The 24,761-nt window shown below is 62.7% G+C and carries 22 protein-coding genes; 9 read left to right on the top strand and 13 right to left on the bottom strand.

Annotated elements, in window-relative coordinates; genetic code table 11:
- Nucleotides 1–336, top strand: a 336-nt coding sequence (locus C0Z18_RS32775; protein WP_233217443.1) for a hypothetical protein, incomplete at its 5' end; no start/stop codon positions are given.
- Between the two features lie 72 nt (nucleotides 337–408).
- Nucleotides 409–1,053, top strand: coding sequence for a class I SAM-dependent methyltransferase (locus C0Z18_RS23065; protein WP_102647768.1), 645 nt, complete (start codon nucleotides 409–411; stop codon nucleotides 1,051–1,053).
- A gap of 92 nt (nucleotides 1,054–1,145) precedes the next feature.
- Here C0Z18_RS23065 and C0Z18_RS23060 read toward each other — a convergent pair whose 3' ends face one another.
- On the bottom strand, nucleotides 1,146–2,069 hold the full coding sequence (locus tag C0Z18_RS23060; RefSeq protein WP_102647767.1) for a 2-hydroxyacid dehydrogenase: 924 nt from the start codon (nucleotides 2,067–2,069) through the stop codon (nucleotides 1,146–1,148).
- 129 nt (nucleotides 2,070–2,198) lie between these two features.
- On the opposite strand from C0Z18_RS23060, the gene C0Z18_RS23055 reads away from it, so the two are divergent.
- Both C0Z18_RS23055 and C0Z18_RS23050 read left to right on the top strand, forming a co-directional pair.
- Nucleotides 2,199–2,885, top strand: a complete 687-nt coding sequence (locus C0Z18_RS23055) for a cupin domain-containing protein (protein WP_233217442.1) — start codon at nucleotides 2,199–2,201, stop codon at nucleotides 2,883–2,885.
- 118 nt (nucleotides 2,886–3,003) lie between these two features.
- Nucleotides 3,004–4,332, top strand: coding sequence for an NAD(P)/FAD-dependent oxidoreductase (locus tag C0Z18_RS23050; protein ID WP_102647766.1), 1,329 nt, complete (start codon nucleotides 3,004–3,006; stop codon nucleotides 4,330–4,332).
- A gap of 54 nt (nucleotides 4,333–4,386) precedes the next feature.
- Here C0Z18_RS23050 and C0Z18_RS23045 read toward each other — a convergent pair whose 3' ends face one another.
- From C0Z18_RS23045 to C0Z18_RS33850, 3 genes are all read right to left on the bottom strand, one after another.
- Nucleotides 4,387–5,541: a porin gene (locus C0Z18_RS23045; protein ID WP_102647778.1), complete on the bottom strand. Its 1,155-nt coding sequence runs from the start codon at nucleotides 5,539–5,541 to the stop codon at nucleotides 4,387–4,389.
- A gap of 125 nt (nucleotides 5,542–5,666) precedes the next feature.
- A complete protein-coding gene (locus C0Z18_RS23040; protein WP_102647765.1) occupies nucleotides 5,667–6,410 on the bottom strand; it encodes a DUF4198 domain-containing protein in 744 nt (247 codons plus the stop codon).
- A 93-nt stretch (nucleotides 6,411–6,503) separates the two neighbouring features.
- Nucleotides 6,504–8,564: a PepSY domain-containing protein gene (locus C0Z18_RS33850; protein ID WP_102647764.1), complete on the bottom strand. Its 2,061-nt coding sequence runs from the start codon at nucleotides 8,562–8,564 to the stop codon at nucleotides 6,504–6,506.
- Between the two features lie 97 nt (nucleotides 8,565–8,661).
- On the opposite strand from C0Z18_RS33850, the gene pdxR reads away from it, so the two are divergent.
- From pdxR to C0Z18_RS23015, 4 genes are all read left to right on the top strand, one after another.
- Complete coding sequence (pdxR, locus tag C0Z18_RS23030; protein ID WP_102647763.1) at nucleotides 8,662–10,134, top strand: MocR-like pyridoxine biosynthesis transcription factor PdxR; 1,473 nt, start codon at nucleotides 8,662–8,664, stop codon at nucleotides 10,132–10,134.
- A gap of 194 nt (nucleotides 10,135–10,328) precedes the next feature.
- Nucleotides 10,329–10,997 (top strand): haloacid dehalogenase type II, encoded by a 669-nt coding sequence (locus tag C0Z18_RS23025; RefSeq protein WP_102647762.1) that lies wholly within the window; start codon nucleotides 10,329–10,331, stop codon nucleotides 10,995–10,997.
- A 70-nt stretch (nucleotides 10,998–11,067) separates the two neighbouring features.
- Nucleotides 11,068–11,787 carry a cupin domain-containing protein gene (locus tag C0Z18_RS23020; RefSeq protein ID WP_102647761.1) on the top strand — a complete coding sequence of 240 codons (720 nt, stop codon included), beginning with the start codon at nucleotides 11,068–11,070 and terminating at the stop codon, nucleotides 11,785–11,787.
- Nucleotides 11,788–11,804: 17 nt separating this feature from the next.
- A complete protein-coding gene (locus tag C0Z18_RS23015; RefSeq protein WP_102647760.1) occupies nucleotides 11,805–13,130 on the top strand; it encodes an NAD(P)/FAD-dependent oxidoreductase in 1,326 nt (441 codons plus the stop codon).
- Between the two features lie 41 nt (nucleotides 13,131–13,171).
- Here the strand turns inward: C0Z18_RS23015 and C0Z18_RS23010 are convergent, their stop codons facing one another.
- The 3 genes from C0Z18_RS23010 to C0Z18_RS23000 form a co-directional block, all read right to left on the bottom strand.
- Nucleotides 13,172–14,353, bottom strand: a complete 1,182-nt coding sequence (locus tag C0Z18_RS23010; RefSeq protein WP_102647759.1) for a M20 aminoacylase family protein — start codon at nucleotides 14,351–14,353, stop codon at nucleotides 13,172–13,174.
- A 57-nt stretch (nucleotides 14,354–14,410) separates the two neighbouring features.
- Complete coding sequence (locus C0Z18_RS23005; protein WP_102647758.1) at nucleotides 14,411–15,868, bottom strand: aldehyde dehydrogenase family protein; 1,458 nt, start codon at nucleotides 15,866–15,868, stop codon at nucleotides 14,411–14,413.
- A gap of 85 nt (nucleotides 15,869–15,953) precedes the next feature.
- Nucleotides 15,954–16,358 (bottom strand): RidA family protein, encoded by a 405-nt coding sequence (locus C0Z18_RS23000; protein ID WP_102647757.1) that lies wholly within the window; start codon nucleotides 16,356–16,358, stop codon nucleotides 15,954–15,956.
- A gap of 173 nt (nucleotides 16,359–16,531) precedes the next feature.
- Between C0Z18_RS23000 and C0Z18_RS22995 the strand changes: the two genes are divergently transcribed.
- Nucleotides 16,532–17,479: a LysR substrate-binding domain-containing protein gene (locus tag C0Z18_RS22995; RefSeq protein ID WP_102647756.1), complete on the top strand. Its 948-nt coding sequence runs from the start codon at nucleotides 16,532–16,534 to the stop codon at nucleotides 17,477–17,479.
- Here C0Z18_RS22995 and C0Z18_RS22990 read toward each other — a convergent pair.
- The 6 genes from C0Z18_RS22990 to C0Z18_RS22965 form a co-directional block, all read right to left on the bottom strand.
- A complete protein-coding gene (locus C0Z18_RS22990) occupies nucleotides 17,367–17,717 on the bottom strand; it encodes a helix-turn-helix domain-containing protein (protein WP_408647101.1) in 351 nt (116 codons plus the stop codon). The two genes, C0Z18_RS22995 and C0Z18_RS22990, sit on opposite strands and share 113 nt — an antisense overlap.
- A gap of 220 nt (nucleotides 17,718–17,937) precedes the next feature.
- Nucleotides 17,938–19,785, bottom strand: coding sequence for an ABC transporter ATP-binding protein (locus tag C0Z18_RS22985; RefSeq protein WP_102647754.1), 1,848 nt, complete (start codon nucleotides 19,783–19,785; stop codon nucleotides 17,938–17,940).
- Complete coding sequence (locus C0Z18_RS22980) at nucleotides 19,782–20,696, bottom strand: ABC transporter permease (RefSeq protein ID WP_102647753.1); 915 nt, start codon at nucleotides 20,694–20,696, stop codon at nucleotides 19,782–19,784. Before C0Z18_RS22980 ends, C0Z18_RS22985 begins: the two co-directional genes overlap by 4 nt.
- The gene (locus C0Z18_RS22975) at nucleotides 20,693–21,649 is read right to left on the bottom strand and encodes an ABC transporter permease (protein WP_102647752.1); all 957 of its coding nucleotides are present in this window, start codon (nucleotides 21,647–21,649) and stop codon (nucleotides 20,693–20,695) included. Before C0Z18_RS22975 ends, C0Z18_RS22980 begins: the two co-directional genes overlap by 4 nt.
- 91 nt (nucleotides 21,650–21,740) lie before the next feature.
- Nucleotides 21,741–23,360 carry an ABC transporter substrate-binding protein gene (locus tag C0Z18_RS22970; RefSeq protein WP_102647751.1) on the bottom strand — a complete coding sequence of 540 codons (1,620 nt, stop codon included), beginning with the start codon at nucleotides 23,358–23,360 and terminating at the stop codon, nucleotides 21,741–21,743.
- A gap of 100 nt (nucleotides 23,361–23,460) precedes the next feature.
- Nucleotides 23,461–24,738 carry an NAD(P)/FAD-dependent oxidoreductase gene (locus C0Z18_RS22965; RefSeq protein ID WP_102647750.1) on the bottom strand — a complete coding sequence of 426 codons (1,278 nt, stop codon included), beginning with the start codon at nucleotides 24,736–24,738 and terminating at the stop codon, nucleotides 23,461–23,463.
- Nucleotides 24,739–24,761: the final 23 nt, after the last annotated feature.

Raw genomic sequence — 24,761 nt, 5'->3', positions numbered from 1 at the left:
TACTCGTCGCGATGCTCGCGCACCATGCGCACAGCACGTTCACGGACTTCAGCGGAAAATTTGTTCGGCTTGTTCATAGCTCCATTCTCTCAAGAGTTGGAGCCTCCACAAAATCCGGGGCGCTTCAGACTTCCAGGCCTCATTCATTACTATGCGGCTTGTTCACCCGCCGGCCAAATGATTCATGTGAGCATTTGGGATACCGATGAGCATGCAAAGCAAATGAATGGTCTAAAAGAAATGATCGTCGATGCAAAGAGCGACGCGGAAAAGGTCGGCGTGAAATTTACGCCCATCGTTCACTACCCGACCAACTGGGAGATCCTTGCTCGATAGCCTCGCCGCGTGCAAGCTACCGTCAGCGCGCCGGCACCCTACGGCGCGCGTCGTCTGTCACAATGCACGGCTATGAAACTCATCCCACCCGAACTCGAGCAGATCACCGCGACCACGTTGGAGCACTACAACGCGAACGCCGCCCCTTTCCGTGAGGGCACGCGCGATCACGATGTCACGCAAAACGTCGCGGCACTGCTCAGCCGCATCGAAGCGGAACCGCCCTTCTCCATTCTCGATTTCGGTTGCGGGCCGGGACGAGATCTAAAGACCTTCACCGCCCTCGGCCATCATGCCGTCGGCTTGGATGGCGCCGAGCGCTTCGTTGCAATGGCCCGGGACGACACCCACTGTGAAGTGTGGTTGCAAGACTTCCTGCATTTGGATTTGCCGGACGAACGCTTTGACGGGATTTTCGCCAACGCATCCTTGTTCCATGTTCCGGCTCAAGAATTGCCGCGCGTACTTCGGCAATTGCACTCAACGCTGAAACCCGGCGGCGTGCTTTTCAGCTCGAACCCCCGAGGCACGAATCAGGAGGGGTGGACCCATGGACGGTACGGGGCCTTCCACGATCTCGAAACGTGGTCTCGTTATATGGTCGATGCGGGATTCATCGAGATCGAACACTACTATCGCCCCGCCGGCTTGCCGCGTGAGCAGCAGCCTTGGCTTGCCAGTGTGTGGCGCAAGGCCAACGTGATAGCGGGAGCGTAGGCGAACGATCCACATCGGAAGACTAAGTCGTTTCCAGTCGATCGGCTCGCGGCCGCGCTTCGATGGCTGCTGAGCAACACCGAATGCGCGGTTCAATATCCCCGCGACCGATCGATCTGGCCGATCATGGGCTCCCCCGCTCGATGGCGGCGCAAGTTTTCGAGCAGAGCATCGGCGGCCGGTACGGCGCTCGTGGCACTCGCGATATGCGGTGTAAGGCGCACCCTCGGCTGAGTCCACAGTGGGTGGTCCGCGGGCAAAGGCTCCGGATCGGTCACGTCGATGACGGCACTGCGGATCTGGCCACGATCGAGTGCATCGATCAGATCGCCGGCGACCAGTTGTGGTCCCCGCCCTACATGCACGATCGACGCGCCTTCGGGCAACGCAGCGAACATGCGTCGATCGAGTATGCCTCGTGTAGCGCCGGTGAGCGGCAGCAGGCAGACGAGCACGTCGGTTCGCGCGAGAAACGCACCGAGCGCGGCATCGCCAGCGAAGCATTCAACGCCCTCGATATCGCGCGGCGAGCGGCTCCATCCTGCGCATGGGAAACCGAAGAGCCGCAGTCGTTCGAGCACGGCTGTCCCGAGTACCCCAAGCCCCAGGACGCCGACGCGACGTGAGGCGGCCGGCCGCAACGGCATAGGCGCCCATATGCGTGCCTGTTGCTGCAGCGCGTAGTCGAACAGATCGCGATGGATCGCGAGTACCGCTTCCGTCACGTACTCGACCATGCCGTCCACGATGCCCGGCTCGATCATGCGCACGACCGGCAGATGCGCGGGAATACGAGTGAGATCGAGCTGATCGACGCCCGCGCCGACCGAGAACACCGCTTCCAGATTTGGCAACGTGACGGCTAGATCGTCGGGCTGCCAGGCGACGAGATAGCGGATCGCGGATGGGTCGCCGATGTCCGGCCACACGCGAAACGCAATGTCGGGCGCGAGTTGAGCGAACCGCTCGGCCCAGATTGCCCCCCGCACCGGATCGGACTTGTATAGCACGGTCATCGTCGTCTACCCCATTGCCTGATTGATACCGAGCGCGCCAAATGTCTCGCCCCGTTTGCTACCGCACCGCTCGGCCGGCGGATCAGTCGATCCATTCATGTCGTCGGCTGAATCGTCGTCGGGCGTTCATTGAAATATGGCATCATTCAATATAATGATCAAGACGTTCCGATCACCGATCGCGCCAATAGGGGTTTTTGCATGAAGCCGGCACAGAACAGACAGAAGAGCGCGACTGAACTGCGTCATGCCGACATCGGGGCTCGTCTACGAGCCTTACGTATCGAGCAAGGGTTGTCCGTCAACGAGCTCGCGATGCGTGCCGGCGTATCCGCCGGCACGGTGAGCCAAGTGGAGCGCAACAAGGCGAATCCCTCGATGCGCATCCTCGAGCGTCTGAGACAGGCTTTATCCGTACCGCTTACCGCGCTGCTCGAGGCGGACGACGCGGCATCGGACCCGGTTGCCGGCGACTTCGTGCGCAAGGCGGCCGAACGGCCCCTCTTCGATGTCGGCAAGCACGGCATGCGCAAAGAGCTGCTGTCGCCGCATGGCGACCACGACCTGAAGATGATGATTATTCTGCTGCCGCCCGGCGCGGGCTCGGAAGAGGTCCTCGTTGGCGCGGGCGAGAAGGCAGGCTTGGTGCTCGAAGGAACCGTCGTGTTGAACGTCGGCGACCGCCGCGCCGTGCTGGAGACTGGCGACAGCTTCCAATTCGAGAGCACTGTGCCGCACAGCATCCGCAACGAAAGCCGCAAGGCGGCTCGCATACTCTGGGTCATGAATACACGCCCGCCGGTTGTTCATTTTTGACCGCTGGAAATCGACATTGAGTTCACTATAATGAACGTCACCCGATGTTGTTCATCGTGGGCCATCCGATGGAAAGCCCTGCGCCGATGCTCGACGAGTCGAACGATGGAAGTAAGCAATGCTTAGAGTCGAAGAGGTCTATGACACGCCGGAATTCTCGGGCGCAGCCGACGTGATCGTGATCGGCGCCGGGATCGTCGGGACGTCCACCGCGTATGAGTTAGCGCGCCGCGGTGTTTCTGTCGTGTTGATCGATAAAGGCGTGGTGGGCGGCGAACAGTCGGGACGCAACTGGGGCTGGGTTCGCCAGCAGAATCGGGACTTCTTCGAATTGCCGCTTGCCATGCGCAGTCTTCGCCGTTGGGGTGAACTGCGCGATGAGATCCAGATCGACCTGGGCTTTCGCCGCGAAGGGATCCTTTATGCCAGCAGCGACGAAAAGAGCATCGCGCAATGGGAAGCCTGGTGCAGGCGAGCCAGCGAGATTGGCTTCGTCAGCCACATGCTCAGTTCCGCCGAGATCAATCGCCGCGCTCCACAAGGCGGTCCGCGTTACACCGGAGGTGTTTGGTCGCCCACCGACGGGCGAGCCGAACCGTCTCGCGCGGCGCCGGCGCTGGCCGAGGGCGCGAAGCGCCTTGGCGCGCTGCTTTACCAGAACTGCGCGGCACGGGGTTTGGAGTTCAGCGCGGGGCGCCTCAGCGGCGTATGGACCGAGCGCGGTCTCATCAAAGCGAGCACCGTGGTCTGCGCCGGCGGAGCATGGAGTTCGCGCTTCTGCGACCGCCACGGTATTGATCTGCCCGCGGTCAACGTGGTCGGGACGGCTATGCGCACGTCCGTCGCGGCCGACGTCATCAAGGGTTGCTTCAGCGGTCCCGGGTTTGCGCTCCGCCGCCGTTTGGACGGCGCATACACGGTGGCCGTCCCGGGTTTCGGGCGTATCGACCTAGCGCCGCGTGGCCTGAAAAACGCCCTACGGTATTACCGCAATTACCGGAACGACATCGGCAAGAAGCTCAAATACCGCTTTGCGAAACCCTGGTTTCAAGGCCCCGAGGCATCGGCAACTTGGCAATTCGACGAGATTTCTCCGTTCGAACGCTGCCGTGTGCTGGACCCGAAGCCCGATCTCGAGTTCGTGAAACTCGCGCTGGATAACGTCAAACGCGCTATTCCCCAGTTGTCCGACCTGCGGGTGGTGCATGCTTGGGCGGGCGCGATCGACACGACACCCGATCTCATCCCCATCATCTCCGGCATTGCGACCCATCCGGGGTTCTACGTCGCCACCGGGTTCAGCGGTCATGGCTTCGCTCTGGGGCCGGCAGCAGGCGAGCTTGTTGCCGATATGGTCACGGATGCGAAACCCATGATGGACATCTCCCCTTACCGATTGAGCCGCTTCACCGACGGCAGTTTCATCAAGACTCCGGAAATGATGTGAGCACACGTCGATAACCACGTGGGTGTAACCACGTGGGTGCTGCCGTTACGCTTGCTAAAACCGATGCCGAATGCCGAGCACGATTTCCGCTTGGTTCTGCGTGGACGATGCAGTCAGGCCGTTCAGGTTCGCCACCGCCTTTGCACCCGTCGAATCCGTGCCTGACGCGTGTTGATAAACCCCCTTCGCGTAAAGGTCCGTGCGCTTCGATAGGATGTAATCCATGCCCAGCACGCCTTGATGGTAAGTGGCGTCGTTCACGTCATATCCTTTCAAGTAGTTGTAGCCGGCCCCGACGAAGAACGCGGGTGTGACCTTATAGAGGACGTTGACTTCAATATCGTTGAACCGCGCATCGCCGCCCGCACCCGTTGCCGGAAGACCGGCCAACGTACCGATATCCTTGAACTGCGTATTGCTGTAGTCCACTGCGATCGTCGCCGCGCCGATCGCGTAAGCAGCCCCCGCGGTAAAGATCTGCTGTCTTTTTGCAGAGGCATAACCGGAATACACGCGGCTTCCCGCCATGTTCGAACCCGTCGTACTCGATGCGGCGTTATTGCCGAAGTAGGAGAAGTTCGGATCCTGCGCGTCGGCGAAGGCGGCCCCCAGCGTGAGCGGCCCGCGAACGTAGTTGGCCGCCACGGTCCAGATCTGATTTCGGTTGAAGCTCCCAGCAATACCGCCGAAGCTGTAGGTGCCCTCGAACGTGAATCCACCGTACGAGACGCTGGTGAATTTGATTGCGTTGTTGATATGGTTGCTGCCATCGGTGTTATCGAGATCGCCGGGATGGGCGCTCGTGTATCCGGACCATGTCTGCGCCGCCACGAACATATACGTCAAGTCGGTAATCGCATCGTATTGACGACCGAATGTAACGGTACCGATCTTCGATGATGAAAGGCCCACATACGCATGACGTCCGAACTCGTCGCCCCCTTGGCCCAGCCTTCCGTTCGCGACGCTAAAGCCGTTCTCCAATACGAACAGCGCCTTCAGGCCGCCGCCGAGGTCCTCGATGCCTTTCATCCCCCAGCGGTCGCCGGCAAGATTACCCGTGCCCATCGAATACTGACTGTGGCCACCGATGTTGTTCGCATAGTTGATTCCGACGTCGATCAAACCGTAGAGCGTCACGCTGCTCTGAGCATGCGCCGCACAAGCGAACGAGGCCAAGATGGCCGTTGCAATCAAAGACTTTTTCATAGGAAGCTGATGCGGAAAATAAAACACATGGAAACACGGGGCATTCGCCGTGATCGATGGCGCTTTCGGCACATGCGGAAAACGCCGGTAATCACGGTTGACGGAAACCAACCAACAACGGTCGGTCACTCGGGCAGATGCGGCAGCACGAAGGACAGCGTGGCCTCATGCTCGTCGCTGCTCGACTTCGCGGGTTCCGCGGGCGGCGAATCGTACTTCGCTACGAGGACATTGAGGCCCTGGTTGCGGACTTTGATCGTCACGGTGCCATCGGCCCCCGTCTTCAGCGGCTCCGAATCGGGATCGTTGACGAGATCGGGCTGCAGTTCGGCGCCCGGTACGGGCTTACCGTTGAGCAGCACGCGAACGGTAAGCGGCTGGCCCATGTGATCGGGCAATTGACTGCCGACCGGCACGATCTGCAATTTCTGCCCCGGAAGAATGGGCAGGGGCCCATGCAAAGGCTTGAGCAGATGCACGGCGTACTTGAACGTGTGCATGCTGATAGTGGCGTTCGGTATCTCGTCCTTGCCCTTGTTGTACCACTTGCCGTCCGCCGTTTTGCTCCATAGCCCATTGTCCAGCACCCCGGCAACGATCGCCGGCTGGCTGTCGGTATTCACCACGAGCAGCGGCCCGCTCGCCGTGAGCTGCGTGGGGAGCGCTTTGCCGTGCTCGTCGTAGGCAGTAACGCTCTTGACCTTGGGCTGACGCTTGATCATGTCCAGATCGTCCGCGCCTAGGCCGTAAATCAACGCCAATTGGTTCGAGCGCTCTGCGAACCAGATGCCATGCGCATGCGCCAGGCCGGCAGCGCCCATCCCCGCCGTGAGGCTTGCCACCAGGGCAAGCTTTCCGGTGATCTTCATTTGTGTCTCCATGCAGTGGTTGAAAAAAAGCGGTCAATACCGAGCGCGATCGATGGTCGAGAAGGCGACGCGCCGGGTGTCCGATCTAAAGGTCTAAAGATCGAGTACCAGCGTCCTGCTATTGGCGCGTGAACAGCAGGGGGTGAATCGATCGTTTCTTCGTCTCTCGTCATCGGAGAGAAACAAGTCCCGATGCTGCGGTTCGCCTTCCAGCACGCGCGTCACACACGTGCCGCAAACGCCCTGCTCGCAAGAGGTCGCGATATGAACGCCGTGATCGGCCAGCGCAGCCAGGACGCTCTTGTCTGCCGGCACGCGAATCGTTCTACCCGTGCTTGCGATCGTGACGTCGAATTCGACATTGCCGGCGCGACCCCTCGGATCGGCGCTGAAGCACTCTCTGTGTATCCGGTCCTCGCCCCACCCTTTTTCGAGCGCGACCTTGACGACTGCATTCGTGAACGCCTCGCTGCCGCACACATATAGATGGGTTTGCGCATCGTGCGTATCGAAAAGGCTGGCTAGGCGGAGCCGTTGCTGTCGTTCGTCTTGTGAGAAGTGGAAGCGAGCACGGTCGGAAAATGAAGAACGCTTAATACGATCGAGAAAGGCTGCACGCGAAGCCGAGCGTGCAAAGTAATGCAGGTTGAAATCGGCGGCGGCATCGGCCAGATGTTCCGCCATGCAAAGAATCGGCGTTATGCCGATGCCGCCCGCGACAAGCAGAGCACGCCCCTCGGATTGCGCGAGCGGGAAGTGATTCTTCGGTGCGCTGACTTCGATCAAATCGCCTTCGTTGACCTCGTCGTGCATGGCCTTCGATCCACCGCGTGTCGGTTCGGCTCGCATCACGGCAATCAGGTATCGATGATGTTCCGCTGCCGAATTGCACAGCGAGTATTGACGAACGTTTCCGCCGGGGACATGAACGTCGATGTGGGCGCCCGCGGTAAAGCGCGGAAGATCTCTTCCCGCTGGATCGACGAGTTCGAACGATTGCACGTTCTGCGCCTCGGCCGTTTTCCGCGCCACCTTCAACACCAACGTCGTTGCCCCGAACGCGGCAGGAGGCGCAGCCCGCTTACGCTTGCTGCGCAGATAGCTGCCGATGCCGAGATACGCCAATACCGGTACCGAGAGCACGCCGAACAGTTGCAGCGCTTGCAGATATCCACCGCTCAGCCATCCGTAATGAAACGCGAGCGCGGTTAGATAAATTCGGTGGCCCAAGCTGTTCTGGGAATAGGGCGTGAAGCGCAAGACTTTGCCTGTTCCCGTATCGAGGCTGGCGTAGGAAAACGCGTTGATATGCGGCGCGTCGGACGCAACGAGATCGACCTTGAAAGGATCGCCGGGTTTGCCAGGGCAATGAATGCGGGCATATTGTGGATGAGGTACCAGCGCCTGCGCGCGCTCCCAGAGGGTCTCCATCGGCAAGCGTTGCGCAGTGGACTGCACGACCGGCTTCGGCGACGGCGCGGGAGGCTTCGAGGCGGTCAGCGTATACAGCGCGTCCCTCATGAATTGGAACGATTGCAGCGCGCCGGTCATCGCGCACGCCAGCACGATGATGCTGACGTAACCGCCCAGCGTTTTATGCAGGTCGAGCCGCCGCGCCCGCCCCGTCGGCTTGGGCTTCGTCGTGCCGGCGCGCGAACGTCTGCGCAGCGTGTCGGGAATCCATACAGCTAAGCCGCCACCGACAAGGACAATCGCGAACGTCAGCGCAAGCGTTCCCGCAACGGGGCTTCCGTTTTTCAAAAAATGGAGGCTGTGCAAAGAAGCCATCGCACCGAACAACCCGCCGTAACGATCCTCATTTCCGAGCACTTCGCCCGTGCAAGGATCGACGTAATACCAACGGTTGTCGCTAAGAAGAATGCGCGTGCTCGCATCCGCCTGCGCGTACAAGCGCAGTTGCGTTGGCCGGCCCGCGGCGGGGTTGGAGGCGCGGGCATTGGCGACCAACGTATCGAGCGGCAGACGCGCATTGCAAGATTTAACGCTGAGCAGATGGGGGTAAACGATGGGCTCGAGTTGCGTTCGAAAGAGCATGCCCGCTCCCGTCAACGCGACCATGACGACGAATAGACCAATGCTCAGACCTATCACGCGATGAAACTGAACGATAGGCCGACGTAGAGACACGCGCATAAGATCACCAATCAATGAAACGAGTTGACGTTGGTCTTGACAGTACGTGTTTCCGCGGTGAGTCTATGAGTCCAGTTCAAAAAGTTGGATAGGTCCAATGACTGATTCGTTGCTTGCGGATCTCCTGATCGGTCGCCTCTGCCGGAATGGGCCCGTCCCGCTGCAAGCGCAGATCGCGAACGGGATCCGGGATGCGATAGCCGACGGCACGTTGAAGGCTTCGATGCGCTTACCCTCTTCGCGAACGCTCGCCGCGGCGTTGGAGGTCTCCCGAATCACTGTAGTCACCGCTTATGAGCGGCTGTCAGCGGACGGCTATCTCCGTTCGGATTCGACGAGCGGCACGCTTGTCTGCGAGACGCTACCGCAATCGGCGCAACCGTCGTCTCGGCAAGCAACGGCTCGAACACTGTCCGAGCGCGGGAAAGAACTGATCCGCGCGCCTGCCGGTATTCAGGAGCGCAAGGGTGCGTTCGTACCGGGCGTCTGCGATACCGCGTGTTTTCCTTATCAAACATGGAGGCGCATACAGAACCGCTATCTCGGCGAGCAGCATGTCGATCTCATGGGGTACTCCAATCCGGGCGGATATCTGCCCCTGCGCCGTGCGCTGTCTGAGTACTTGCGTGTATCGCGCGCCGTGCGCACGACCCCGGAACAGATCATCGTCACGATGGGCAGCAATCAGTCGATCGACCTTTGCTCGCGCATTCTTTCCGATGCGGGCGAGCTGGCCTACGTTGAAAATCCTTGTCATTGGGCAACGCCGATCGTGTTGCGAGCCAACGGGCTCGAAGTGGAGGCCATCGCTGTCGACCACGACGGTTTGAAGCTCGAACGATGCAAGCGCCAACCCCGCCTCATCGTGACGACCCCATCGCACCAGTTTCCGATGGGCGTCACATTGTCGGATGAACGGCGCGCGCGACTGCTAGACGCAGCCGAGCGATGGGATGCATTCGTTCTAGAAGACGATTACGACAGCGAATTCCGCTATGACCAGCGGCCGCTTCCGTCTCTGCAAGGTGTCGATGAAGGCGGCCGCGTCATTCTCATGGGCACGTTCAGCAAGGTGATGTACCCCGGCATGAGGCTAAGCTACATCGTCGTACCGCCCGACCTCGTCGATTCGTTTGCAGCCGCGTCATTGCGCCTGTACCGGCCGGGGCACTTATCCTTGCAGGCAGCCATGGCGGACTTTATCGCGGATGGTCATTTCGCGATGCATATCCGGCGGATGCGGGATATCTACGGCGCGAGGCAAGCCGAGATGCTCCGTTGCCTCGATCGGTGCTTCGGCGATTCGCTCGAGACCTCGCGTAACGCGGCGGGCCTGCATATGACGGTCAGGATTCGGGATCTGCTCGACTTCGATACGACCATCTCGCGTTCGCTCGAACAGGGCATTTACCTTCGCCGGCTGCACACGTTCAACCAGGGCGATCCACAATTTCGCGACGGGTTTCTGTTGGGCTTCGGCGCACTCGATGTCGAAGCCATCCGTTCTTCCGTCGATACGTTCGCGCGCATCGTCGAGCGTGTCGTATCCGCGCAGGATTCGCGGCGTTAGCACGAACTGCTGCCAATCGCCCCAAAAACGACCGAAACTCGTTTTTTGCCCTCATCAAATCGGTGTAGTCTCGCCGCCCTTCCCGCTTAAATTTCATCTACCGACATCGCCATCGGTACTTGCCCAATGCCGCTTGCGGCAAGGCCCCTCATTCAAGAGTCCTGCGGGATTCGTCACTGATAGAGACTGAAGACATGATCGACTTCGAGCCGAAATTCATTACGTTCGATTGCTACGGCACCCTCGTTAACTTTCGTATGGCCGAAATGGCACGCGAAATCTACGGCCACCGTCTTCAGGGCGATGCGATGGCACGTTTCGTCAAATTCTTTGCCGCCTATCGTCTCGACGAGGTGCTCGGTGCATGGAAGCCCTACAGCGAAGTCGTCGCCAATTCGGTGCGCCGCACCTGCGAACGCACGGGCGTACCGTTCCTCCAAAGCGACGCGGAAAAGATCTATCAGGCCGTGCCGACGTGGGGCCCGCATCCCGACGTCCCGGAAGGCCTCTCGCGCCTGGCGAAGAAATACAAGTTGGTCGGCCTGACCAACGCGGACAACGCGCAGATCATGAGCAACATCGAGAAGCTCGGCGCGCCGTTTCACGCCATCATCACCGCGGAGGACGCCCAGGCCTATAAGCCGCGCATGCAAGGCTTCGAGTACATGTTCAAGAAGCTCGATGTGCAGCCGCACGAAATCTTGCATGTCTCCTCGAGCCCGCGCTACGACTTGATGACGGCCCACGACCTTGGCATCGTCCATAAGGCTTTCGTCATGCGCGGCCATGAGCCGGAAGCGCCGGCGTACGGCTATACACCGGTCAAGACCATTATCGAACTGGCCGAACAACTCGGCTTATAAGCGCTCGACGCCTCCGCGGCCGCGCTGTTTCCGCGCACGGCCCTGATCCGCGTTATTCATAGGAGCACAAGTGACTGCAGCATTCGTATTGCACCGCGCCCACGGTGCGCCGTTTTCAACGTCGTTCCGTAGAGCGGCATTCGGCAAGAGCGATCCGTTCGCCCGGCATCGGGAGATCGCTTGGGAAGGACACGGTTCGATGGCCGCGGGCCGCGTCGGCTTCATCGGCGAGATCGACGTGCCGCGCTTTCCGCACATCGAAACGCTCGTCGTCGTGGAAGGCGCGCTCACGCTCGAAGCGGCCGGGATGGCACCGTTGATCCTTGGTCCGAATGAGGGCGCCGTGATCGGAAGCGGCGCCGCACTGCGCATTCGCGCCGAATCACGCACGCGTTTCGTGTTTTACGCCGCCGCTTGCGCGAGGCCGGCGAAGGCCGGCGTCGTACCGTTACGCGCCGACGCCGATTTCAAGCCATCCGCTACCCTGCCGGCGGAAGTGTTACTAGGCCCGGCGCCGGAATGCCGCAGCGATAACGTCTTTGTCGAGGACGACGCCGACTATAAGGCGGGCACATGGGATTCGACGCCCTACCACCGGATCGTTCGCGCGCACCGCCTAAACGAGTTCATGCATCTCGTGGCCGGCAGCGTGCGCTTCGCCGCACCTGACGGCACCGTGCTGTCGCTCGGCACCGGCGATGCGCTATTCGTCCCTCAGGGTGCGTCGATCGGCTGGGAAAGCAGCGAGCGCGTCGCGAAGTTCTACGTCGTTCAACCCGTTCAAGCCTGAAGCAGACCATATCCATCATGTCCCCTCCGCTCCGTCACATTCAAACTTCGCCCACCGCCCCTGCCGCCGCCGATGTGGTTGTCATCGGAGGCGGCATCATCGGGGTATTCGCCGCGTACTACATGGCGCAGCGCGGCGTATCGGTCGCTTTGGTCGAGAAGGGGCGGATCGGAGCCGAACAGTCGAGCCGCAACTGGGGCTGGTGCCGGCAGCAAAACCGCGACGAGCGCGAATTGCCCATGGCAAGCAAGAGCCTCGATCTGTGGGAGCGCTTCTCCGTCGAATCCGGCGAAGACACGGGCTTTCACCGCTGCGGGCTGCTCTATTTGAGCAATGACGAAGCGGAGTTGTCGCGCTGGGCGAGTTGGGGCGAGTTCGCCAAAACGGCGGGCGTGACGACCTACATGCTCGATAGCCGGCAAGCTGCGGATCGCGGGAAGGCAACGGGCCGGACGTGGAAAGGCGGCGTGTTTTCGCCCAGCGATGGCACGGCCGATCCGGGCAAGGCCGCACCGGCCGTGGCGACGGCACTCATGAAACTCGGCGGCCGCGTCACGCAACGTTGCGCGGCCCGCGGCATCGAGTTGGAAGGCGGGCGGGTTTGCGGCGTCGTCACTGAAGCCGGCGTCATCAAAACCCGCACCGTCGTGCTCGCGGGAGGCGCGTGGGCGTCGGCATTTTGCCGCCAACTCGGCATCCGTTTTCCGCAGGCCTCGATCCGCCAATCGATTCTGAGCGTGTCCCCGGTGGAAAACCGCTTGCCGGATGCCTTGTTCACCTCGGGCGTGTCGATTACGCGCCGCAACGACGGACGCTATGCGCTGGCGATCAGCGGCCGCGCCCGCGTGGACGTCACACCGCAGTTTCTGCGTTTTGCCCCGCAATTCGTGCCGATGTTCGCCAAGCGTTGGCGCAGCCTTTTGCCCGGCGGGTTCGAAGGCGTTCGCGGCGGACACGAAACGCTGAAGCGGTGGCGGCTCGATGCACCCACCCCAATGGAGCGGGTGCGCATTCTCGACCCGAAGCCGGATGGGCCGACGATCAAGGAAACGTATCGCCGCGCCGTCGAACTGCTGCCCGAGCTGCGCGCAGCGGCCATTACGCACGCGTGGGCCGGTTTCGTCGACAGCACGCCCGACGGCGTGCCGGGTATCGGCGAAGTGCCGGGTATCCCGGGGTTGATCTTGGCCGCGGGCTTTTCCGGCCACGGCTTCGGCATTGGGCCGGGCGCGGGGCACTTGATCGCGGATCTCGTTACCGGCGCCGAGCCGATCGTCGACCCACTGCCATATTGGCCGGGCCGATTCGCTCACTCTGCATGGGGCAAGGTTGCCGACTTTTAGCGAGCACCACGGCGCTCGGTCAGAACTGAGCGCCGATAACGCTAACCCTTCTCGAAATAACGCTGAGCCAAAGCAACCCAATACCGGACACCGGCCGGAATGATGTCGTCGTTGAAGTCGTATGTCGGGTGATGCAGGCTCGGCGACGCCGTACCCGCACCATTACCGATCAACACATAAGCGCCGGGCCGCTCCTCCAGCATGAAGCCGAAATCTTCCGACGTCATGTTCGGTGCAATGGCGCTATACAGGCGTTCTTGTCCGAACGTCTCGCGAACGACCGCTTCGCATAGCGCCGTCTCTGCCGGCGTGTTGATGGTCGCCGGATAGTACTGGAAGAACGTCACCTCGACTTGCGCGCCATAGGCGGACGCGAGCCCTTCGCACATGCGCTCGATGTCGCGCTGCAATGTCTGTTGCAGCGTAGTGGACAGCGTACGAATCGTGCCCCGCAACTCGGCGCGGTCGGGAATGACGTTGTCCGTATCGCCCGCATGAAACATACAAACCGAAACGACGGCGGGGTCCACGGGGTCTTTATGCCGCGCCGCGATCGTCTGACACTGGAGCACCATCGAACAAGCCAGCGGTATCGGATCGAGGCCCAGATGCGGTTGCGCCGCATGGGCGCCCTTCCCCGTAATCGCGATCTTGAACCGAGAGCCCGCCGCCATGATCGGGCCGGTGCGTAGGCCGAAATGCCCGCCGGGCAAGCCGGGCCAGTTGTGCATGCCGAACACCGCCTCCGTCGGGCAGTGTTCGAACAGGCCGTCGTCGATCATCTTGCGCGCGCCCGCGCCGCCCTCTTCCCCGGGCTGAAACACGAAGTGAACCGTACCGGGCAACCGCGGCAATTCCTTCAGGACACGCGCGGCACCCAGCAACATCACGGTATGACCGTCATGCCCGCACGCATGCATGATTCCGTTCGCGCACGAAGCATGCGAGAAGTCATTGGCCTCTTGGATCGGCAACGCATCCAAATCCGCCCGCAGCACGATGCCCCGGTCCGGATTCTCACCCGGCAAGCTGGCGACGACGCCGGTGCCGCCTAGGCCGCGCAGCACCGCGTAACCGAGCGATTCCAACTCATGCGCGACGATATCGGCGGTCCGGCGTTCCTCGAATCGCAATTCCGGATGGGCGTGCAGGTCGCGTCGCAACTTCGACCAATGCGCATGATGAGTACGCAACGAACGTTCGGCGATGGCGGAGGTGTCCAATCTATGTCCCTTTACAAAACGGATAGGCCGCGCACCGTGTCGAGCGCGGCGGCCGCTTCAATCGTAGAAACCGAGGATCGACTTCACTTCCATGTACTCTTCCATGCCTTCGATCCCATACTCCCGGCCATTGCCGGACTGCTTGTAGCCGCCGAACGGCGCCTGCGGGTCCCAGACCGGATAGTTCAGATGCACTTGGCCCGACCGAATTCGCGCGGCGACCGCCTGCATGAGCGCCTTATCCGCACCCTGAACGTGCGCGCCGAGCCCATAAACGGTGTCGTTGGCGATCGCGACGGCTTCGTCGACCGAGTCGTAAGGAAGGATGGCAAGGACGGGACCGAAGATCTCCTCCTGCGCGATCGTCATCTCCGTGCGAACGCCGGAGAAGATGGTCGGCCGCGCATAGAAGCCCCGATCGAACCCTGCGGGCCTGCCCGGTCCACCGACGATCGATTTGGCGCGTTCGTCGATTCCGGCTTCGATCATCGCTTGCACCCTATCGAACTGCGCCCGATTGGCCAGCGGGCCATGCGTGGTCGCCTCGGCGAATGGATCGCCGACGACGATCTGTCCGGCTGCCGCGATGGCCAGCGCTTCGACTCGGTCCAGGGCGGCGCGCGGCACGATCATCCGCGTCGGCGCGCTGCACGATTGCCCCATGTTCCGGAACGCGGCGGCAACGCCCAACGACACGGCGCGGGGCAGATCGGCGTCGGGCAAGACGACGTTCGGCGATTTGCCGCCCAGTTCTTGCGCCACGCGCTTGACCGTCGGCGCCGCGGCTTGTGCGACCAGCACGCCTGCGCGCGTCGATCCCGTGATCGAAACCATATCGACCTCCGGGTGCGATGCGAGCGCGGCGCCGACTGTCGCGCCGCTGCCGCTCACGAGGTTGAACACGCCTGCGGGAACGCCCGCGTCCTCGATGACTTCGGCAAACAACAGTGCGCTGAGCGGCGATAGTTCGCTGGGTTTCAGGACCACCGTGCAGCCGGCAGCCAGCGCGGGGCCGACCTTCGCCGTAATCTGATAGAGGGGCCAGTTCCACGGTGTGATCAGCGCGCACACGCCGATCGGCTCGCGAACGACCGCCGTCGCGCCCCGCTGAGTCCGAAACGGGTAGCTCGCGAGATTGTCGCGCGCGACCCGGATGTGTTCGGTCGCCAGCGGCACATGCGCCGTGCGCGCATAGGCGATGGGCGCACCCATCTCCGTTGTCAACGCCGCGGCGAACAGCGCTGCGCGCTCGCGCATCAAAGTATGAATGCGATCGAGCAGCACGGCGCGCGTTTGCGGCGACGTCGCCGACCAACCGGCAAAGGCTTTGCGCGCCGCGCGCACCGCCCGTTCGACGTCGCGCTCGTCTCCCAACGCAATGTCGCAGATCGTCTCCTCGGTGGAAGGCGAGATTACCGCGATGCGATCGGCACTCTCGGGTGTGACCCATGCGCCGTCGATAAAGAACCGCTCCAGCCTTCCTGCTTGCATCAGATGAGAAATAGGTGATGTCATCGCAACATATCCTTGAGTCGATACTAGAGAACCGCACGCAACGACCGACACGCCTGCGGCGCGCCGATTCGATCCGGCTGGCCGGCTACAGCACTGCGACGGCCTCGACCTCGATCTTCAAACCGAAATGCAGCGCGGGGACCGGGACCACCGCGCGAGCGGGTTTCGCCTCTCCCGCCCAACGCGCGTAGATCTCGTTGAAGCTCGGCCAGTACTCGATATCGACGATATAGACACGCACCTGAGCGAGTTTCGCGACCTCGCTGCCCGCGCGGGCGAGCGCGCACGCCAGATTGGCCAACACCTGTTCGGCCTGAACTTCGAACGGCTCATCGATGAGTTTTCGTCCGCTCGCGTCGATCGGTAGCTGACCCGAGACGAAGACGAGACCATTGGCGATCGAAACGTGACTGTAATGCCCGCCCGGTGCCGCTAGTCCAGCGGGGTTCACCGTACTTAGGTGCGGCGCACCGCGTTCTCGCTGATCCATAAAAGCCACTTTAAGTAGAAAGAAAATCGCTGCCCGTCTCGCCTAGAGGGACGGGAGTCCTCGCTTATCGAGCGGCGCCGCCGCCGACTGTCGAGCGCGCGCGACCCCTACTGTAGAAAAAAGTATCTTCGCCGTGTTTAATATGCAATGAATCCATCGTTAACGAGGTATTAATGCTTCAACTCGAAGACATGCAACTGCTGCGCGCGCTGGGCGCGTCGCCATCGCTCGCCGCGGCCGCACGTTTGCTCGATCTGACGCCGCCCGCGGTTACCGTGCGGCTTCAACGCATCGAAGAGCGCATGGGGATGCGCCTGGCCACGCGCGCGGCGAGGGGTATCTCCCTGACGGACGAGGGACAGCGCCTCGTTCAGGAAGCGATCGAGATTCTCGAGCGAATCGAGTCCATTGCCTCCCGCCTCTCCGGAGAATCGAGCGGCGTCAGCGGCCATTTGCGCGTCGTGGCCCCGTTCGGCTTCGGCCGCGAATACGTGGCCCCACTCGTTCGCGACCTGCATCGCTCCCATCCCAATCTCGCGATTTCGCTCGTTTTGGTGGAGAGCCCGCTCGCTGCGGCATCGGGCGCCGACGCGGTCATTTCCATCGGGCATATCAAAGGGTCGTCCTGGGTCGGGCATTTTCTGGCCCCGAACGACCGCTTTCTGTGCGCGAGCCCCGCCTTGGCGCGCAGCCTGTCGAAGCTCAAGCATCCCTCCGAACTCAACATGCATCCGTACTTGACCTTGCGAGAGAACGATGAAGACGTGACCCGCCTGCGTCTCACGCAGTACGATGCCGCGGGCAAACGTACCGGCAAGGCGGTAACGGTTCGGCTCGACAGCGCATTGTCGTCGAACGACGGCACCGTCGTGAGGGACTGGGCGGTGGACGGCCTGGGCGTCGTCGCGCGATCCGAATGGGACTGCGCGCGGCTGATCGCGCAAGGCAAGCTCAAGCGCGTGTTGCCCGCATGGCGTCTCGAACCCGCCCCGGTCATCGCCCTGACGCCTACACGCCAGGGCCTGACGATCCGTCAGCGTGTGTTTCTGGACGCCGCGAAACGCGCCTTCGACCCAGTGCCTTGGCGGGCTTCGCCCCATCGGGGCAGCCGCCCGCTTTAGTCACCGCGACAAATAAGGTCGGCGTCATGCCGCACATCCGCTTGAAGTGCCGGCCGAAATGGCTTTGATCGAAAAAACCGACTTCGGTGGCGACCGCCACACTCGGCACGCCGGCCAGCAGCAGAGACTGCGCCCGCTCGATGCGCAAGCCGCACAGATAGCGATAGGGCGACGAGCCGAAACGCTCTCGAAACGCCGTCGCGAAACGTGAAATGCTAAGCGCCGCGGGCGCGGCCATCTGCTCGAGCGTCAGCGGCTCCGCGAAATGCGCCTCGATGAATGCTCGCGCCTGATCCAGTCCTTCCGTTCGCCTCATTTCGCACCTGCTTCGTCCATTGCGCGACCGCCCGTCGGACGAGACGGCCGCTTGAAAACGTATCGCGAGCGATCGGCGTCGTACCGATCGACATCGACGCGGTCGATGTCCCGCTCACGCCGGGGCCGATCGAATCGGCCGTTCATGCGGCGCCCCGTACCGGCTGAAGAGTTTGCAACTCGTCCGCGGAACGATGACAGAGAATTTGCGCACCCGAGGGCAGCGTTCTCAACGGCGGCGGCACTGCGTTGCATTTGCCGTCCACGCGCACCGAACAGCGCGCGCGGAAACTGCAAAGCCGGCCGCTACCGGAATCGGCCGAAAGCGGCGGGAGCGCGCACGAACCGATGTTGCGATGCGCATCGAGCCAGCCGCGCTCGAGCGCCGGCACCGAATCGACGAGCAAGCCCGTATAGGGATGGTGCGGCGGCCGATCGAGAAGCTTGCGTTGCCCCCCTTCCACACCCTGTCCTGCGTACAACACCAACACGTCGTCGCAGATTGCGCGCACCGTGGAGATGTCGTGGCTGATGAACATGTACGAGACGCTCAGTTCTCGGCGCAGATCGCGCAGCAGCTCGAGAATCGCCGCGCCCACGACCGTGTCGAGCGCCGACGTCACTTCGTCGCACAAGATCAGCGAAGGCTCCGCGGCCAGCGCACGCGCGAGATTGACGCGTTGCTTCTGGCCGCCGGACAGGCCACCCGGTCGCCGCCCCGCCGTGGATGCCGGTAGCTTCACGAGATCGAGCAGTTCGCCGATGCGCCGCTTCGCGGCTGCGCCGCGCAACCCTTTGTAGAACGCGAGCGGGCGCCCCAGGATGTCCGCCACCGTATGACTCGGATTGAGCGCCGTATCGGCGTTTTGGAAGACGAGTTGGATCCTGCGGTACTGGTCGGCCGTTCGGCCGCCCAATTGCGCGGACAAAGGTTGACCTTCAAACAGCACCTCGCCGCTCGCGCGCTCGACGAGGCCTGCCACGACCCGCGCAAGCGTGGTCTTGCCCGAGCCCGATTCGCCGATCACGCCCAGCGCGCTGCCGCGCGCGATCGAAAGATTGACGTCATCGAGCACGCACACCGCCGGATGGCCGTGCCGGTCGATACGGCCGTAGCCGGCGGACAAGCCACGTATCTCCAAGAGCGGCGCTTCAGTGCCGCCGTCCACGGCCGCGGCGCGCTCGTCCGCGCCCCGCCCTTGCCGATGATCGGAAGCCGCGAGCAGCGCACGCGTATACGCATGCGCGGGCGCATCCAGCACTTGATCGACCTCGCCGCATTCCTGCACCTCGCCGCCGTTTAGGACCACGATCCGGTCCGCCATCTGAGCCACGACCGCCAAATCGTGCGACACGTACACGGCCGTCGCGCCCACCTCTTTGATGACGCGTTTGAAAGCGACCAGCACCTCGATCTGCGTCGTGACGTCGAGCGCGGTGGTCGGCTCGTCGAAGACGACGACCGCGGGGTCGGTGATCAGCGCCATAGCCGCCATCACGCGCTGCAACTGCCCGCCCGACACTTGATGCGGATACCGGTCGCCGATGCTGTCCGGGGCCGGCAGCGCCAAGGCGCGAAACAGCTCGACAGCCTTGGCGCGTGCCGCCTTGCGCGTCATCAAGCGATGCAGCTGCGTCGGCTCGATCACTTGATCCATCAGCGTACGCGCCGGATTGAAGCCGGCCGCCGCGCTCTGTGCAACGTAAGCGACCGTGCGGGCACGCAGCGCGCGTCTGCCCGCGTCGTCGAGCGACAGCACATCGGTCCCGCCCACGCGCACGCTGCCCCCCGCGAAGGCGCACCCATGCCGCGTGTAGCCGAGCAACGACAGCGCGATCGTGGTCTTGCCTGAGCCCGATTCGCCGATCAACGCCAGCACTTCGCCCTTTTTCACGGCGAAGTCGACGCCCTTGACGATCTCGCTCATGCCTTCGGTTTCGCTGCCCGCGACGATGCGCAAGCCTTTCACTTCGATCATCACGTCGCTCATTTCGAGCCTCCCTGGCCGAAGCCCGCATGGCGGCGCAAGCTGTCGATCAGCAAATTCATCCCGACCGTGAGCGTCGCGATGGCGATCGACGGCATCAGCACGGCGGGCGCCGCTTGCGACAGGCCGCCGATGTTCTCCCGCACGAGCGAGCCCCAATCCGCGTTCGGCGGTTGCACGCCGAGCCCGAGGAAGCTCAATCCACTCAACAGCAGCACGATGAAAACGAAGCGCAGCCCGAAATCGGCCAACACGGGATGGATCATGTTCGGCAGCACTTCGACGCGAGCGATGTAAAAGAGCCGCTCACCGCGCGCACGGGCGACGAGCACGTACTCGAGCGTCATCAAGTTGACGGCGAGCGAACGCGAGATTCGAAATGCACCCGGGATGTATGCCACCGCCGCGATGATCGTCAGCATCGGGATCGACGAGCCGAACGCCGCGATGGCGACCAGCGCCAGCACCTTGCTCGGAATCGAAATCAAGGCGTCGAAGAAGCGGCTCATGGCTTCGTCCACCCAGCGCGCGGAAACGGCGGCCACGAGTCCCAAACAGGTGCCGATACCGCTCGCCAGAACGGCGGCGCCAAGGGCGAGCCCGACGGTGTAGCGCGCGCCGATCAAAATACGGCTGAGCATGTCGCGGCCCAGGTAGTCGGTGCCGAACGGATGCGCCGCGCTGTAGCTCGCAAAACTGAACGGCGAGGCGAGCGCGCCTTCCTTATACGGGGCGAGCATCGGGCCGAAGACGGCCATCAGCAGCCAGAAGCCGACGAGCGCGAGACCGATCTTGCCGAACAGCGACATGCGGCGGCGGCGTCCCCGCCGCGAAGGCTTGGCCGTGTCGAGCGGCGCTTCGTCTTGGATCTGGGTGCCGGGGTGCGGAATCGAGGATCGAGCGGAGCGATTCATCGTTGACGAAGCCTCGGATTGGAAATGATCTGACATAGGTCGGCCATCAATACGAGTACGAGATACGCGGCGCAAAACACCATGACGCAGCCCTGAACGAGCGGCATGTCGCGGTTGGTGACCGCATCGACCATCAAGCTCGCGAGTCCCGGATAGTTGAAAATCGATTCGACGATGACGACGCCGCCGAACAAGTAGGACAAGCTCAATGCCACGGCATTGGCGATGGGCCCGATCGCATTGGGCAGCACGTGACGCAGGACGATGCGCACTTGCGACGCGCCTTTCAGCGACGCCATTTCGACATAGCCCGAATTCAGTTGGTCGAGCACCGCCGCACGCGTCATGCGCGCCATTTGCGCGACCAAGACGCAGCACAGCGTCATCACGGGCATGGCGTAAATGCGCACTAGATCGCCGAACGAGGACACCGAGGACAGATACGACAGCGCGGGCAGCCAATGAAGACTCACGGCGAAGATCAGCACGGCGATAGTCGCGACGAGGAATTCCGGAACGGCCACCGTCGACAGCGTCAAGAGGTTCAAGGCGCGATCGAGCAACGAGCCGCGATACATCGCCGACACGATTCCAACCGCGAGGGCGATCGGCACCGCCACGACCGTCGTCAACCCTGCCAGCGTCAACGAGTTCGGCAAGCGGGTGGCAATGAGCTCGCTCACGGGCAGACTGTTCGACAGCGACATGCCGAAGTCTCCTCTGACGATATGAAAGAGCCACTGCAGATAGCGCTGGAGCGCCGGCTGGTCGAGGCCGAACTGATGCCGCAAGGCGGCGACGGCTTCGGGCGTGGCGGCCTGACCGAGCGCCTGCTGCGCGGCATCGCCGGGCAGCAAGCCGGTCATCGCGAAGACGATGGCCGAAACGATCAGCAAGGTCAGCGCGGCCAGGCCGAGGCGGCTGACGATGAGCCTATAGGCTTGCTGTTTCATGGGCGGTCGTCTCCTTCATCATGCTTTGCATCTTGTATCCCTCGTCGGCGTCCGGACGGCTAAGCCATCCGAACGCGCAGGCGTAGTTCGATCAGGCTTCCAGCCATACGTGCTCGGCGAACGCGAAGCCCATGAGGCCCGCGAGCGGAATCGATCCGAGGCCCTTCAGCTTGGACGAATGCGCATCGAGCGAGCTCAGGAACATCGGGATGCCGAGTCCGCCCTTCTCGTGCACGAGCACCTGCATGTCGCCGTAGATCTTCTTACGCTTGGCTTCGTCGGGCTCGCTGCGCGCCGCGAGCAGCATCTGATCGAACTGCGGGTCCTTCCAGTTCGCTTCGTTCCAGGGCGCGTTGGACGCGAAGAACTGCGTGAAGAGCATGTCTGCGGTTGGCCGGGCGTTGATGTTGCCGTAGCTGAGCGGGTGCTTCATCCAATGGTTGGACCAATAGCCGTCGGAGGGCACGCGCATCACTTGCAGATTCAGGCCCGCTTGCGGCGCCGCTTGTTGCAGCAACATCGCCATATCGACCGAGCCGTCGGCGGCCGGCGATGCGAACACTTGCAGCGGCGTGCTGCCGAGATTCGCCTTCTTGAAGTAGAACTTGGCCTTGTCCGGATCGAACTTGCGTTGAGGCAACCCGGCGAAGTAGTACTTGTTCGTCGGGTCGATCGGCTGATCGTTGCCGATCGCTCCATAGCCCTGGAAGACGGCCTGGCGCATCTGGTCGCGGTTTTGCAAGTGCATGAGCCCGAGGCGGAAGTCTTGGTTGCCCGTGATGCCGCCGTCGTTGCGCATGATGAGGTCGGTGTATTGCCCCGTCTTCGTCTCTAGCACGGCAAAGCCGGGCGTACCTTTGATCCGGCCGGTCGACTGCGGGCTCACCTGGTTGATGAGTTGCACGTCGCCCGATAGGAGCGCGTTGACACGCGCCGCTTCGTCGCTGATGCCGATCAGCTCGATCTCGTCCAGGTGCGGCAAGCCGGGCTTCCAATAATGCGCGTTCTTGACGACGACCGTATGCACGCCCGGCGTGAACTCCTTCAGCTTGAACGGGCCCGTGCCCACGGCCGTTTTCGTGAAATCCTTCGTGCCGTCCTTGACGATCAGGAAATGAGCGTCGGCGAGGATGACCGGGAAGTCGGCGTTCGGTCCCGTCAGCGTGATGGTCACCTCGTTCGGCCCGCTCGCTTTGACATCGCCGATTTGATCGGCGAGCGTCTTGGCCTTCGACGCGGTGGCCGGGTCCTTGTGGCGCATCAGCGAGTAGACCACGTCGGCCGGCTCCAGCGCTTTGCCGTCATGGAAGTGCACGCCCGGGCGCAGCTTCACGACCCACACCTTCGCATCTTGCGTCTCGACCGAAGAGGCGAGCGCCATGTTGGCGCCCAGGTGCGAATCGAGTTCGGTCAGTCCGTTGTAGATCATGTTGCAGCGAACGTAATCCGTCGCGAGTGCGCCCTTGGCCGGATCGAGGGTGTCGGCAGTCGACGACGATTGCGTAGCCACGCGAATCTTGCCGCCCTGCTTGGGAGTGCCTTGCGCTTGCGCGGACGCGCTGGCGACGAGCAAACCGCCGCCCGTCACCGTGACGAGGCCCGCCGCGACGAGCGCACGCAGCGCATCGCGGCGCGAAGCGCCTTTCGCGGTCAACCGTTCGAGCGTGGTCTCGGCCCCGACAGCACCGTATTGTGAGGCTTCCTTTTTCATTGCACTTCTCCGCGATGTAAGCCAAGGCTGGCAAAAGTAGTTAACCGGCGGTCAACTCGATGATTCGATCCGGGACTGGGTTCGACGAAAGTCGCCGACATCAATAAAAGACATCTTTGATCCGGTAGTAGGTGCCGACGATCGGTAAAAACCACGGCTTGCCCGTATGCCCGGGAATAGCGGGCCACGGCAGATCGCGCCACGGATTGACGTCCTCTCGCCCGCCGATGACTTCCGCCATCACCTGGCCCATGTGCGTGGACATCTGAGTACCGTGGCCGCTGTATCCCAGCGAGAAATACACGCCGTCGTGCTGCCCGGCGCGCGGCAACCGGTCGGCCGTCATGTCGACCAGGCCGCCCCAGCAGTAGTCGATGCGCGCGCTCGCCAGCGACGGAAACAGCTCGGCGAGACTGCGCTGCAAAATGCGCCCGCTTCTCTCGTCGGAAGGCTGCTCCGATGCCGTGAAGCGTGCCCTTCCGCCGAAAACGAGCCGGCTATCGGCCGTCACGCGGAAGTAGTTGTGCATGAGCCGCGTCGTCGTATAGGCGCGCCGGTTCGGAAACATCCGCGCAACGACCTGCTCGCCGAGCGGCTCGGTCACGATGATGAACGACCCGATCGGCGCGATGCGGCGCCGATACCAGGCGAACGGGCCGTGCTTGGACGGGCCCGTGGCGATCAGCACGTTCGTTGCGCTCACTTCTCCGCGCGATGAGACGACCCGATACCCGCCCGAGCCCTGCTTGGCGATCGTCGACACGCTCGCGTGCTCGTGCAGCGTTGCGCCGTTCCGGCGCGCGGCCTGCGCCAAGCCCGCCGCGAACTTGCCCATGTGCATCTGGCCGCCGTGACGCTGCAGCAAGCCGCCGTAGAATCGGTCCGACTGCACTTCGGTGCCGATACGCACCGCGTCGATCAGTTCGATGTTGGGATCGACTTCTCGACGGATCAGCTCGGCGGTCTGGGCCAAATGATCGAAGTGATGCGGTTTCGCGGCGAGCTTGAGCTTGCCTGTCGCGACATAGTCGCAATCGATCGCTTCCTCGCGAACGATGCGCTCGACGGTGTCGACCGCTGCCGCGTAAGCGAGGTAATAGCGCCGCGCGCGGTCCAACCCGAGTTGCGCGACGAGCGCCGAAAAGTCTTGCGCCACCCCCGTGTTGACCTGTCCGCCATTGCGTCCCGATGCGCCGCCGCCGATCCGCCCGGCCTCGAGCAGCGCGACTGTCGCGCCGCGGCGCGACAGCGCAAGCGCGGCCGACAGCCCCGTAAAGCCGCCGCCGATCACGGCGACGTCCACGCGGCCCTGCACGGGCCCTTCGTCGCCGAGCGGTGCGGCGGGCGCGGTATCGAGCCAGTAGGACTCTAACTTCATCGTGGGTTTCCTCAATCGATCTC

This window comes from Trinickia dabaoshanensis (genome assembly GCF_002879885.1).
Classification (GTDB): domain Bacteria; phylum Pseudomonadota; class Gammaproteobacteria; order Burkholderiales; family Burkholderiaceae; genus Trinickia; species Trinickia dabaoshanensis.
This window is presented reverse-complemented; position numbering and strand designations above follow the sequence as displayed.